Genomic DNA, 12,943 nt, shown 5'->3' with positions numbered 1-12,943 from the left:
AGAATCCCCCGAGCGAAATCTTCGCTGCGGGGGATTCTTGGATCTTTTAGTTAGCGCCCTACGTAGTCGCGATTAGTCGCGCTGGAAGTAGGACAGCAAACGCAGGATCTCGGTGTAGAGCCACACCAGGGTGACTGCCAGACCAAGCGCTACGCCCCAAGCCATGCGCGCTGGAGCACCAGTGCGGATGAGCTGGTCAGCAACGTCGAAGTCGCTGAGGAAGCTCACTGCAGCCAAGACGATGCAGACCAGGGAGAAGATGATTGCGATGGGACCGCCATCACGAAGAACGTTGAAGTCGAAAAACATCGCGCCAATGAAGTTACCCAGGGCTAGAACTGCCACGCCGATGAGCGCACCCATCAACATGCGGTTAAAGCGTGGGGTGACGCGAATTGCGCCAGTCTTGTACACGAAGAGCATGCCGATGAACACGCCCACGGTGCCAAGGACTGCCTGGCCGATCAACATACCCGCATTCTGGTCGCCGACGACAAAGCCGGACAGAATCAGCGAGATACCACCCACGAAGAGACCTTCGAAAGCAGCGTAGATCAGGGTAACGATCTTGGAGCCGAACTTCTTGCCAAACGAGTGAACGAGCACGGTGATGAAGCCGCCGATCGCACCCACGAGGGTAAGAATCATCGACAATGCCATGCCAGACTGTCCGCCGAATGCGAAAAGGCCGAAGTTGAGCACTGCGAAACCGATAATCACCGCGAGGGTGATGCCGGTCTTGGTGACAACGTCATCCACCGTCATTGGGCGTTCGGTTTGAACTGGCTGCTGATAGCCCTGAGCTTCGTAGCCAGGCTGCTGGTACTGCTGGTATCCCTGGTAACCAGCCTGCTGCTGGTAGCCATAACCTTGTTGATTAACGGAGGCGGGCAGATTCCGCAAGACAGGATTGTTGCTGCGCACGAGTGACCCGTTTCCTTTCTTTGAAACTTTGGTAGAAGTCTTTCACTTAGTGCAACGCCACATCTGTCCAGATGGTTCCCAATCCGGTACAAATAGGTGCTGCAAGTCACAGTAATTGTCTAATGTGCTGGCTAAAGTTGGGTTCATGGGTGCTTTTCAAAGACTCTTCAAGGGATCTCTTCGCGCGCCAGAGGTCGGCGGGGATGCGATCAAGGAAGTGTTTCAGAACAACTTCGGCGATCAGGAACCGATCATTTACGAGTACGGTGAAGTGCCTGTCGTGGCGTACTCCGCTGACGATCCACTACCCCACTTTTTCTATTCCACCTTTGGAATCTCCCGCGTGAACTCGTCAACTCCCGTCGCTGGCATGCAAACCGAACTCACCATCCGTATTCCACGCGACGAAGCGCTTCCCCCATCGTGGCCTGCCAAGCTCCTCAACCGTGTGGCCCAGTACCTCAGTCGCACGGACAATCCGGTCGAGCCGGGCCACCACATGGATTTCGATCTTCCGCTTACCGACGACTCCACGCTCACCTCGCTCATCTTCGTTACCGATCCGATCATGGGCGTGATCGATACAAAAACGGGTTTCGTGCGTTTTACCTACGCGATCGGGATGACCCCCACCGACCTCAATGACGCGCTGATCTGGGACGCACGCAAGTTTGCCGGCGTTTTCGGCGAATTTTTCCCTCTCGGCCTTACGGACCCAGATCGCGCGCCATTGCGAGACATCGACAAGGCCCGCTCCATCCTTGACGATGTCATTGGACGACAGGGGTCGTCGTTAAGCGCCGTCATGGCAAACTACTTGGACTTCACCGACGATGATCCTCTGCGCCTTGATTTAACGACGACAAGCGCCGAGCATCTCTTGCGCGCGGTGCGCTATCGCATCAAGTTTGATCGCAACTTTGCGTTTGTCAGTCGCAAGAAGTGGGTGGAAATGGTGCCTGGTGAATTTGAGGCGGAATTCGAAAAGGATCACCTGCGTTTGGGGATTCCCGATCAATTGGCCAACGAGATCTTGGCAACGTTTGGCACCCGCCCAGGTGCCTATGCAATGACAACCGCGCCTCTGACGATTCACGTCATCGATCCCACCCGATGAGAAACTAGTGCCCCCAGTCGGACTCGAACCGACACTGAATGGATTTTAAGTCCACTGCCTCTGCCGATTGGGCTATAGGGGCCAATCGCATTTCGAGTTTACGCAACAGGTACCCCAAAAAAGGAATCGGGTGGCTATAAACTTTCGGAGTCTAAGAGTAGATTAAGAACAATGACAAGGACTCATTCCGTATCCATGTGGTCCCTGATGGCTTTGATCATCGGTTCGACCGTGGGCGCTGGTATCTTCTCCCTGCCGCAGAACATCGCTTCCGCCGCAGGTCCAGGCGCGATGCTCATTGGCTGGGCAATTACCGCCGTGGGCATGCTCGCTATTGCATTCGTGTTCCAGGTTTTGGCAATTCGTAAACCGAATCTCGACTCGGGCGTGTATTCCTACGTCCGCGCGGGCCTTGGCGACTTTATCGGTTTCGCCTCGGCTTGGGGATACTGGCTGGGCTCTGTAATCGCGCAGGTCGGCTACGCAACCCTATTCTTCGGTACCGTTGGCTTCTATATTCCATTCTTCTCTGCAGAGAACCGCTGGGTCTCCGCAGTTTCTGTTTCTGCTCTGACGTGGATCATCTTCGCACTACTGACCCGCGGCGTAAAGCAAGCTGCGGCGATGAACCTCGTGGCCACCGTGGCCAAGATTATCCCCATCCTTGCCTTCATTCTGCTCGTCGCTTTCCTCGGCTTTTCGTGGGACAAGTTCACCGCCAATTTCTGGGGTAACACCAGTGTTCTCGAACAGATCAAGGGCACGATGCTCTTCACGGTCTGGGTCTTCATTGGCGTCGAGGGCGCTTCGGTATACTCCAAGCAGGCCAAATCGCGTGCCGACGTAGGTCGCGCAACCCTGCTCGGATTCTTCTCAGTCCTCGCTCTCTTGGTGGCAATTTCCACGCTGTCCTACGGCGTGATGTCGCAGGAGGAGCTGGCAGCGTTGCCTGACAACTCGATGGCAGCCGTCCTCAACGCCGTTGTCGGCCCGTGGGGTGGCGCGCTCATTTCTCTTGGGCTGTGTCTGTCGGTGCTAGGCGCGTATGTGTCGTGGCAGATGCTCGCGGCCGAGCCGGTCGCGTTGATGGCTTTTGATGGCCTGCTTCCAAAGTCCTTGGGCAAGGTCAATATCAACGGCGCCCCCTGGGTGGCTCAGTTGATCTCCACCATCGTGATCCAGCTGTGGGTGGTGGTCTTCTTTATCTCCGAGACGGCCTACACCTCGATGGTGCAGCTAGCCACGATCCTATACCTTGTCCCCTACCTCTTTTCAGCCCTCTACCTCGTACTACTCGCGGTGCGCGGGAAGGGACTGACCCACCCCCACGCAGGCACCCGGTTTGACGATTCTGGCCCCGAAGTCTCGGCGCGCGTCAATCGTCGCCACCTGTTCGTCGGTGCGGTAGCAATGGTTTATTCCCTGTGGCTGTTCTACGCCGCCGACCCAGTGTATGTCCTCTACGGAGCCCTCGCAGTCGCGCCGGGGCTGATCCCCTACGTGTGGACCCGCCTCCACGCCCGCGAGCGAGTGTTCAATGCATTCGAGTGGTTCGTCGTTACTTTGATCCTGGTCGCCTCGGTGGCTGCGATCGTCGGTTTGGCTCAAGGCTCGCTGTCTCTGTAACTACTCGCTCACCGAGAAAACCCGGTTCTTTTTGCTTGGCGACGACTCCCCTGTCACCGACACCTTCTCAATATCGAACATGTCACTGAGGAAGTCCGCCATCCACTGCAGCAGTGCAATATCGCGCAGGTTTGGCTGACCAACGCCCTTTCCAGCGCGCGGGAATGCCAGCTGGATAGCTTGTGCCGCCGCCCGGTAGTTCGACCCTGGGTACAGGCGTTTGAGGCGCACCTGCTTGGAATCCGGCAAGTCAACCGGATGGATCTTAATTCGGGTGCCCTGCACCATAACGTTGGCCACGCCGGCCTTGCGCGCTTGGTGACGCAGTCGTGCTACTGCCATCAGGAATTCGACCTCGGTTGGCATCTGGCCGAAGCGGTCGACCATCTCGTCGATAATCTTCTGCAAATCATCATTGTCGCGCGATTCGGCGATCTTGCGATACACCTCCAAGCGGAGGCGCTCGGCGTTGATATATGACTCGGGAATATGAGCGTCCACGGGCAAGTCGATGCGGATTTCCTTTGGCCCTTGGTCGGTGGCATCGACAACTTCTCCACTGGCCAGTGCTTTGTAGGTCTCCACCGCCTCGCCGACAAGGCGGACATAAAGGTCGAAACCCACGCCTGCAATGTGGCCGGACTGTTCTGCGCCGAGCACATTGCCGGCACCGCGCATCTCCAAGTCCTTCTGCGCCACGGCTATACCGGCACCAAGATCGTTGTGTTGGGCGATCGTCGCCAAGCGGTCATAGGACGTCTCCTTCAGGGTCGCGCCCTTCGGGTACAGGAAGTAGGCATAACCGCGCGATCGTGATCGTCCGACGCGCCCACGCAGCTGGTGGAGCTGAGACAGACCCATGTTATGAGCATTTTCGACGATCAGTGTGTTCGCATTGGCGATGTCTAGGCCGGTCTCGACAATCGTGGTACACACAAGCACGTCGAACTCGCGATCCCAGAAACCCTGCACAGTTTGCTCCAGAACCTGCTCGCTCATCTGGCCGTGGGCGACGACAACGCGTGCCTCGGGAACCAGCTCACGCAGCTCACGGGCCTTCTTCTCGATGTCCGAGACCTTGTTATGAATAAAGAACACCTGGCCGTCACGCAGTAGCTCGCGTCGAATCGCAGCAGCAACCTGCTTCTCCTCGTAAGGCCCCACGTAGGTTAGAACAGGGTGGCGATCTTCAGGAGGCGTTGCAATCGACGTCATCTCGCGGATACCCGTCAGGGACATTTCTAGGGTGCGCGGGATCGGGGTTGCTGTCATGGTGAGCACGTCAACGTGGGCTTTCAGGGCCTTGATGTGCTCCTTGTGTTCCACACCAAAGCGCTGTTCCTCATCGACCACGATCAGGCCCAAGTTCTTCCACTGCACACCCGTCTGCAAAAGACGGTGGGTGCCGATCACGATGTCCACCGACCCATCCGCGAGGCCCTTCAACGTCTTCTTCGACTCCGCTGCGGAAGTGAATCGGGACAATTCGCGGATCTCCACGCCGAACCCGTCCATCCGATTGCTAAACGTGGAAAAGTGCTGCTGTGCCAAAAGCGTCGTCGGCACCAGCACTGCTACCTGGGAACCGTCTTGCACGGCCTTGAACGCGGCGCGCACGGCAACCTCGGTTTTGCCAAAGCCTACGTCGCCGACCACGACACGATCCATTGGGACAGGTTTTTCCATATCCTCTTTGACCGCCTCGATGGCTGCCATCTGGTCTTCGGTCTCTACGAACGGGAAGGCATCTTCCATTTCCTTCTGCCAAGGAGAATCCGGCGCGAAAGCATGACCCGGCGCGCTGACACGCTTGGCATAGAGCTGCACAAGCTCACCCGCGATCTCACGGACCGCCGCGCGTGCCTTCTTCTTCGTGTTTTTCCAGTCGGAACCACCCATCTTTGACAGGCTGGGGTGCTCGCCTCCGGAGTACTTGCTTAGGAGGTCTAGCGATTCCATCGGAACCCACAACTGGTCATTCGGCTGACCGCGCTTGCCTGGCGCATACTCCAAGACGATGTATTCCCGACGAGAAGTTTCATCTCCCGAATTGATGGAACGCTCGGCCATCTTGACAAATTTTCCGATGCCGTGTGTCTCGTGTACCACGAAATCCCCCGGTTTGAGCGCCAGCGGATCAACCTTGTTGCGACGGCGCGCCTTCCGACGCTTCGCCCCAACTATATCGCCAACGCGGTTGCCGGTGAGGTCCGTCTCAGTCACCACCACCAGCGGGATCACGGTGCCAGGGAACACCAGGCCCCCATGGGATAGAGCCTGATACAGGGTGATTTGGCCGTCGACGGGTTCAAGCCCCGGGGTCGCGATGCGCGCGGAGATACCGTGCTCGCGGAATCGATCTGCCATGCGTTCCACCGTGCCCTGCGCGGGTGCGATGAACACCGCGGAACCGCCGTCAACGACGTGCTTCTTCAGCTGCGCCATCAGGGCTTCGATTTCGCGAGCATCGCCACGTGGGGCCGGAGCTGGTGCGAATTCAAGCGGCAAGGTTTCGGATTCATCAGCGGTAAACATGCCCGGAGGCGCAAACGTCCACCACGCGTTTCCTGCCTTACGCGCCGAGACTTCCAGTGATTCAAATGAGCGAAACGATGACGCCGAGAGGTCAAGCCCTTCGACCGCAACCGGCCCGTCAGCGCCCATTGCAGCGGCTTCCCAACCTGCCTCGAGGAACTCTCGGTCAGTCGCCTCCAAGTCAGCGATGCGCGCACGCACCTTCTCCGGAGACGTCACAAGCACCACGGACCCCGCTGGCATAAGCTCTGGCAGCACGGAAAACTTCTCCTCAGTCAAGGCTGGGATCAGTGCCTCCATGCCGTTTGCGTGCTGCTTGGCCGATATGCGAGTCAGCAGCTGCACCAGTGTCGGGTTCGTCGGAAATCGCCGTGCTAACTGGTCGGCTTTGTCGGCCACGGTGTCGTCGATAAGCAACTGGCGCGCCGGGTAAATATCTACCTGGTTGATGTCCTCGAGCGTGCGCTGGTCGGCCACCGCGAACGTGCGCAAATCAGTGATTTCATCGCCCCAGAACTCCAAACGCACGGGATGGTCCGCTGTCGTCGGGAAAACGTCAATGATGCCGCCCCGAGTGGCAAACTCACCGCGACCCGCGACCATGTCCACGTGTTCATAAGCAAAGTAGGTCAGTTGATCGGCAAGCTCGGCGAAATCGCGCTCCTGATCCTGCTTAATAACGATCGGCTCCACCACCGGCAACACGGGCTGGCACACTGCACGCGCGGAGGCGACAACGACCTTGAGCTCGTCGATAGTGTGCAGCACCTGGCTACGCTTGCCGACGACATCTGCCGCAGGTGACAGTCTTTCGTGGGGCAAGGTCTCAAACGCCGGGAACATATCCACTTTGGTGTCCCCCAGCATTGCTTTGAGCTCCGCAGTGAGATCTTCTGCCTCATGCCCAGTGGCGGTGACTAGGAGGATCTGCGTCTGACGTGCGAGCGTGCCCACCGCCCAAGGACGGACCTGATCGATGCCCGTGATGTGCAAACTCTCGTGGCCAGCTTGCGAGGCCAACCCTTTGAGCTTGGGGTCAGTCATCGCCTTGGTCAAAAGGCCAGCGAGCATCGGCAGCGTCGGGGTCATTCGTCTCCTACTTCAGAGTTTTCAAGTTCGAGCTTGGGTGCGGCCTCCATACCGCGCAAACCATTCCAGCATAGGTTCACGATGTGCGCCGCGACGATTTCCTTCTCCGGCTTGCGCTCATCCAGCCACCACTGCGCCGTATTCGACACCATTCCTACCAACGCCTGCCCGTACAGCTCAGCGAGTTCTGGATTAAGGCCTCGGTGTTCAAACGCCTTGCCCAGAATATGCGTGACCTGGCTGACGGCAGTATTCAGCAGCGTTGAGTAACTGCGTTCTTCACCTGGGACTTGATCGCGAACCAAAATGAGGAAAGCGTCCGTTTCCTCCTCGACATATGTCAACAGCGCCATGGTGGCTTGTTCAATACGCGCGCGCCACGGACCATCCTTCAACGCATCGGTAATGACACGTTCCAGTGCCAACATCTCACGGTCAACGATGACGGCATACAGGCCTTCTTTTCCCCCAAAATGCTCGTAGACGACCGGTTTGGATACCCCGGCGCGCTGAGCAATCTCTTCTACAGAAGATCCGTCTACCCCACGCTCGGCGAAAACTTCCCGACCAACGGAAATCAATTGCTCGCGGCGCCGTTTACCAGTCATGCGCTGTCTAACCATGGGTTCCAGCCTAGCGCTTGCCACACCGATTTTATGTGCCAGACCTGCCGATTAGGGATTTATGGACAATCCGGTAACATTGTGTGCGTCTTTCCCCATGGTGTAATCGGCAACACTACGGTTTTTGGTACCGTCATTCTAGGTTCGAGTCCTGGTGGGGAAGCTTTTCTATTTCCGGGGCAAAGGGAACACCCGCAAGGTCGATTTATAAGGCGAAATTTGCCTCGCCTAGTCTCCCCGTCGCCCTTGTGAGGCATTCCTTACCCAGCAGTCCCCGTTGCGCACTGTCTACGATGTTCTTCCATGGGCACCACGGACGTGAAACAACAACCCTACGAAGAACACAACGCGAAGCGCTTTATCTGGGCTAACGGCCTCCAAGGCATCGGCGATCAGATTGTTGCGCCCAAGACTGTGTTGCCGTGGTTGTTCAGCGCCGCGGGTGTGCCAGGCTTTTTCACTGCGCTTCTGGTGCCGATCCGTGAGGCTGGATCGATGCTCCCCCAGGCTGCGTGGACCCCGTGGGTAACCACGCAGCGCTCACGTAAGCGCGTTTGGATTATCGGTTCTATCGGCCAGTTCATCGCTGCATCCCTCATCGCGGTGGCAGCCGCGTTCTTGGACGGCATCGCACTGGGTATCGCTGTGATCGCGCTACTTAGCGTGCTAGCCGTATTCCGCGCTTTGTGTTCCATCGCATCAAAGGATGTTCAAGGGCGAACCATTTCGAAAGGTCGCCGAGGACGGATTACCGGGCGCGCCACTGCGCTTTCCGGCGCAATCACACTTGCCGTGGGATTTGGGCTTACGTTGTTGCCTACAGAGATCCCCCGCTGGATTCTCGTCTCGCTCATTGCTGGCGGTGCACTGACCTGGGGTTTGGGCACCATCGTCTTCCAAGGCATTAAGGAACCTTCCTCCGAAGACGAGCCACAGCCGATGAAAAAGGGGTGGTGGGCCGACACATGGGGTCTTTTCACCCGCGACAAGGAATTCCGACAGTTCGTCATCGCCCGATCGCTCCTGCTGGTCACAGCGCTTTCAACAACGTTCATCGTTACCCTTAGCCAAGAGATCGGCCAGGACATCACGGGCCTTGGAATTTTCGTCATAGCCTCTGGCCTGGCATCACTTGTCGGTGGGCGGATTTCAGGAGTGTTCTCCGACGCCTCGTCGAAAAGCACCATGGCGGTGAGCTCTGCCGTGGCCAGTGCCGTCATCGTTGCGCTGGTAATCTCCGCGAACCTCGCGCCTGCAAGCGTGAATGCGTGGGTCATGCCTGCAGGATTCTTCCTTGTCACGCTGGCGCATACCGGCGTGCGTGTTGCCCGCAAGACTTACCTGGTAGACATGGCCGAGGGCGATCTACGCACCCGTTACACCGGTGCTGCAAACACTCTCATGGGTGTTATTTTGTTGCTCGTCGGTGCGCTTTCGGGTCTGGTGGCACAACTTGGTTCGCAGGCGGCGCTGATCTTCTTGGCTGTCATCGGTGTCGCCGGGGTGATTCAGTCGTCTCGTTTGCGCGACGTATCAGCAAATCGTGAGAATAACACCAACTAACCGTTATGCTAGATCCGATCATCCGTTCCCTCTCCAAGGAGACTTAGGTGTCCCATTCAACTGACTGCGCTGTCGTCGTGCTTGCGGCGGGCGCGGGTACTCGAATGAAGTCCACGAAGCAGAAAACCCTTCACCAAATCGGCGGCCGCAGCCTGCTCTCGCATTCCCTGCATGCCGCCGCCGGTGTGAACCCGCAGCACATCGTTGCAGTCGTTGGCCACCAGCGTGACCAAGTCTCCCCTGCCGTAGAGGCTATCGCGGCGGAACTCGACCGTGACATTGCCCAAGCCGTTCAGGAAGAGCAAAATGGCACCGGGCATGCGGTTCAGTGCGGACTTGTTGCGATTCCGGATTTCACCGGCACTGTTGTTGTTACCAACGGCGACGTTCCGCTGCTACAACCAGAGACCATCCAGTCGCTCATCGCTGCACACACCGAGGCACAGGCTGCAGTTACCGTACTCTCCCTCGAACTGGACGACCCGACTGGTTACGGCCGCATCGTGCGTGACGACGAAGGTAACGTCCAAGAAATCGTCGAGCAAAAGGATGCTAACGACGAGCAGAAGAAGATTACCGAGGTCAACTCCGGTGTCTTCGCTTTCGATGGCGCGGTTCTTGCTGACGCTCTCACGCGTATCGACGACAACAACGCCCAAGGCGAGCTCTACATCACCGACGTTTTGGGGATTGCACGCACCGACGGCAAGATCGTAGCCGCTCACATTGCGCCAGACCCAAGCGAGCTTGCCGGTGTCAATGACCGCGTCCAATTGGCCGAGGCGGGCAAAGAGCTAAACCGTCGCAACGTGGAAAAGGCGATGCGTGGCGGAGCTACCATTATTTCGCCAGACACCACCTTCATTGGTGTGGACGTACAGGTTGGACAAGACGTTGTCATCCACCCGAACACGCAGTTGTGGGGTAAGACCGTGATCGGTGACCGCGCAGAGATCGGCCCTGATACCACCTTGACCGATATGAAGATCGGCGAAGGCGCGCAAGTTGTTCGCACCCATGGATCAGAGTCTGAAATCGGCCCGGATGCAACCGTCGGCCCTTACACTTATATCCGCCCAGGCACCGTGTTGGGCGAGCGAGGCAAGCTGGGTGGCTTCGTCGAAGCGAAGAAGGCCACCATCGGAGCTGGCTCTAAGGTCCCACACTTGACCTACATCGGCGATGCCACTGTGGGCGAAGAATCCAATATCGGCGCCTCTAGTGTCTTTGTCAACTACGACGGAGTGAACAAGCACCACACCACGATCGGGTCGCACGTCCGTACCGGCTCAGACACGATGTTTGTCGCTCCGGTGACCATTGGTGATGGCGCGTATACCGGTGCGGGTACAGTAGTCATGGATGATGTTCCAGCAGGTGCTCTTGCGATCAAGGAAGGACGCCAGCGCAACATCGAGGGTTGGGTTGAAGAAAAGCGACCAGGAACCCCAGCGGCGGAAGCCGCTAAGCGTGCACGAGAAAATTCTCCGAAGCAGGAAGGCTAATCAGCACCACTATGTCCGGATACTCCACTGAGGGCCAAAAGAAAATCATGCTCTTCTCGGGTCGTGCTCATCCTGAGCTCGCCGAGGCTGTGGCTAAGGAGCTTGGCACCGAGCTCACCCCAACCACCGCACAGGACTTTGCCAACGGCGAAATCTTCATCCGATTTGAAGAGTCTGTTCGTGGCGCGGACTGCTTTGTCATGCAGTCCCACACCCAGCCGCTGAACAAGTGGATCATGGAGCAGCTCATCATGATCGATGCTCTCAAGCGTGGCTCGGCAAAGCGTATTACCGCCATCCTGCCGTTCTACCCATACGCTCGCCAGGATAAGAAGCACCGTGGTCGCGAGCCTATTTCCGCCCGCCTCGTCGCAGATCTACTCTCCGCTGCTGGCGCAGATCGCATCGTGAGTGTTGACCTACACACCGACCAGATCCAGGGCTTTTTCGACGGTCCCGTCGATCACATGCACGCGATGCCCATCCTTACCGATTACATCAAGAGCAAGTACTCCATGGACAACCTCGTCGTTGTCTCCCCGGATGCTGGACGCGTTAAGGTTGCCGAGAAGTGGGCCAACACGCTGGGCGATGCTCCGATGGCGTTCGTGCACAAGACGCGCAGCACCGAGGTTGCGAACCAGGTTGTTTCAAACCGCGTTGTCGGCGACGTCGAAGGCAAAAACTGCATCCTTCTGGACGACATGATTGATACCGGCGGCACCATCGCCGGAGCCGTCCGCGTGCTTAAGGAAGCTGGTGCAGGTGACGTCGTCATCGCAACCACTCATGGTGTGTTCTCCGAGCCAGCTCGCGAGCGCCTATCTAGCTGCGGTGCCGAGGAAGTTATCACCACCGACACCTTGCCTCAGTCCACCGAGGGTTGGGATAACCTCACCGTCTTGTCGATTGCCCCGCTGCTAGCGAAGACGATCCACGAGATCTTTGAAAACGGTTCCGTGACCACATTGTTCGAGGGGCAGGCCTAATCCCCTTACGCCCTGCGAGGTACAGATTGGCATCGGCCTTTGTTACCGAACGTGAAATAAGTTCGGTAACGAAGGCCATTGTTGTTTTGCTCTTGTCATTCTGCGCGTAATGAGGCTACCTGCGGTTCTCTACGCGTTGCGACATCCTCAGCAGATTTTGACCATAATGGAAATTGTCCCCATATCTTCTACAGCAAAGGACATTTCCATGGGTATTTTCGACAATAAGGTTGCACTTGTCACCGGCGGTGGATCCGGAATCGGTGAGGCGTGTGTGAAGGACCTAGCGAACAACGGCGCTAAGGTCGTCGTCGCTGATCTTAACCTTGAAGCTGCGGAGCGCGTCGCTAACGAGGTTAAGGAAGCCGGCGGCGAGGCCGCTGCATTCAAGATTGACACCGCGTCTGCTGAAGAAAACAAGAACGTGGTTGAATTCGCTGTCGAGACCTTTGGCTCGCTGGAGCTCGCAGTCAACAATGCCGGTATCGGTGGTAAGCAGAACCGTGTCGGCGAAATGGACCTTGAAGATTTCGACCGCGTCATCGCAATCAACCTGCTTGGCGTGGCATACGGCAATCGCTTCCAGATCGAGCAGTTTCTCAAGCAGGACAACACCAACGAGTGCGCAATCGTCAACATGGCTTCCATCCACGGCACCGTCGCAGCTCCTGGCAACTCCGCCTACACCGCTGCAAAGCACGGCGTTGTCGGCCTGACCAAAAACGCTGCCGCTGAGCACGGCCCAGACGGAATCCGCATTAACGCGGTAGGCCCTGCATACATTGACACCCCGCTGTTGGAAAATCTCCCTGACGAGTTCCGCACTGCGCTGATCGGCAAGCACCCCATCGGTCGCCTGGGCGAAGCCGATGAGGTCGCTGCCCTGACGACTTTCCTCTTGAGCCCACAAGCTTCCTTTATCACCGGCTCCTACCACTTGGTAGACGGTGGCTACACCGCGGTCTAAGTATC

The 12,943-nt window shown here is 57.6% G+C and carries 9 protein-coding genes and 1 tRNA gene; 6 read left to right on the top strand and 4 right to left on the bottom strand.

Annotated features, from left to right (window positions below; genetic code table 11):
- Positions 1-72 precede the first annotated feature (72 nt).
- Positions 73-924 carry a Bax inhibitor-1/YccA family protein gene (locus tag QP027_RS03610; protein ID WP_284826058.1) on the bottom strand — a complete coding sequence of 284 codons (852 nt, stop codon included), beginning with the start codon at positions 922-924 and terminating at the stop codon, positions 73-75.
- Between the two features lie 145 nt (positions 925-1,069).
- On the opposite strand from QP027_RS03610, the gene QP027_RS03605 reads away from it, so the two are divergent.
- Entirely contained in the window at positions 1,070-2,041 is a 972-nt protein-coding gene (locus QP027_RS03605; protein ID WP_284826057.1) for a suppressor of fused domain protein, read from the top strand.
- Positions 2,042-2,049: 8 nt separating this feature from the next.
- On the opposite strand, the gene QP027_RS03600 is transcribed toward QP027_RS03605, so the two are convergent.
- Positions 2,050-2,123: transfer RNA gene (locus QP027_RS03600), tRNA-Leu, on the bottom strand.
- A gap of 89 nt (positions 2,124-2,212) precedes the next feature.
- Here QP027_RS03600 and QP027_RS03595 point away from each other — a divergent pair.
- Positions 2,213-3,667, top strand: coding sequence for an amino acid permease (locus QP027_RS03595; protein ID WP_284826055.1), 1,455 nt, complete (start codon positions 2,213-2,215; stop codon positions 3,665-3,667).
- On the opposite strand, the gene mfd is transcribed toward QP027_RS03595, so the two are convergent.
- Both mfd and QP027_RS03585 read right to left on the bottom strand, forming a co-directional pair.
- On the bottom strand, positions 3,668-7,273 hold the full coding sequence (gene mfd / locus QP027_RS03590; RefSeq protein WP_284826905.1) for a transcription-repair coupling factor: 3,606 nt from the start codon (positions 7,271-7,273) through the stop codon (positions 3,668-3,670).
- Positions 7,274-7,287: 14 nt separating this feature from the next.
- The gene (locus QP027_RS03585; protein ID WP_284826053.1) at positions 7,288-7,914 is read right to left on the bottom strand and encodes a TetR/AcrR family transcriptional regulator; all 627 of its coding nucleotides are present in this window, start codon (positions 7,912-7,914) and stop codon (positions 7,288-7,290) included.
- A gap of 303 nt (positions 7,915-8,217) precedes the next feature.
- On the opposite strand from QP027_RS03585, the gene QP027_RS03580 reads away from it, so the two are divergent.
- The 4 genes from QP027_RS03580 to QP027_RS03565 all read left to right on the top strand — a co-directional run bounded on the left by QP027_RS03580 (position 8,218) and on the right by QP027_RS03565 (position 12,938).
- Positions 8,218-9,477, top strand: a complete 1,260-nt coding sequence (locus tag QP027_RS03580; protein WP_284826052.1) for an MFS transporter — start codon at positions 8,218-8,220, stop codon at positions 9,475-9,477.
- 47 nt (positions 9,478-9,524) lie between these two features.
- Positions 9,525-10,982: a bifunctional UDP-N-acetylglucosamine diphosphorylase/glucosamine-1-phosphate N-acetyltransferase GlmU gene (gene glmU, locus QP027_RS03575; protein ID WP_284826050.1), complete on the top strand. Its 1,458-nt coding sequence runs from the start codon at positions 9,525-9,527 to the stop codon at positions 10,980-10,982.
- A gap of 11 nt (positions 10,983-10,993) precedes the next feature.
- The gene (locus QP027_RS03570; RefSeq protein WP_284826049.1) at positions 10,994-11,971 is read left to right on the top strand and encodes a ribose-phosphate diphosphokinase; all 978 of its coding nucleotides are present in this window, start codon (positions 10,994-10,996) and stop codon (positions 11,969-11,971) included.
- A gap of 208 nt (positions 11,972-12,179) precedes the next feature.
- Entirely contained in the window at positions 12,180-12,938 is a 759-nt protein-coding gene (locus QP027_RS03565) for an SDR family NAD(P)-dependent oxidoreductase (RefSeq protein ID WP_284826047.1), read from the top strand.
- The last annotated feature ends 5 nt before the right edge of the window (positions 12,939-12,943 follow it).

Origin of the sequence: Corynebacterium breve (genome assembly GCF_030252165.1) — a bacterium.
In the GTDB taxonomy this organism is placed as follows: domain Bacteria; phylum Actinomycetota; class Actinomycetes; order Mycobacteriales; family Mycobacteriaceae; genus Corynebacterium; species Corynebacterium breve.
The sequence above is the reverse complement of the archived record's forward strand: the minus strand, read 5'-3'. Positions and strand labels throughout refer to the sequence as shown.

Bases quoted from the DNA above. Each gene is read 5' to 3' on its own strand.
- QP027_RS03605 (WP_284826057.1), top strand. From the start codon at position 1,070: ATGGGTGCTTTTCAAAGACTCTTCAAGGGATCTCTTCGCGCGCCAGAG.
- QP027_RS03595 (WP_284826055.1), top strand. From the start codon at position 2,213: ATGACAAGGACTCATTCCGTATCCATGTGGTCCCTGATGGCTTTGATC.
- mfd (WP_284826905.1), bottom strand. From the start codon at position 7,273: ATGCTCGCTGGCCTTTTGACCAAGGCGATGACTGACCCCAAGCTCAAA.
- QP027_RS03585 (WP_284826053.1), bottom strand. From the start codon at position 7,914: ATGGTTAGACAGCGCATGACTGGTAAACGGCGCCGCGAGCAATTGATT.
- QP027_RS03580 (WP_284826052.1), top strand. From the start codon at position 8,218: ATGGGCACCACGGACGTGAAACAACAACCCTACGAAGAACACAACGCG.
- QP027_RS03570 (WP_284826049.1), top strand. From the start codon at position 10,994: ATGTCCGGATACTCCACTGAGGGCCAAAAGAAAATCATGCTCTTCTCG.
- QP027_RS03565 (WP_284826047.1), top strand. From the start codon at position 12,180: ATGGGTATTTTCGACAATAAGGTTGCACTTGTCACCGGCGGTGGATCC.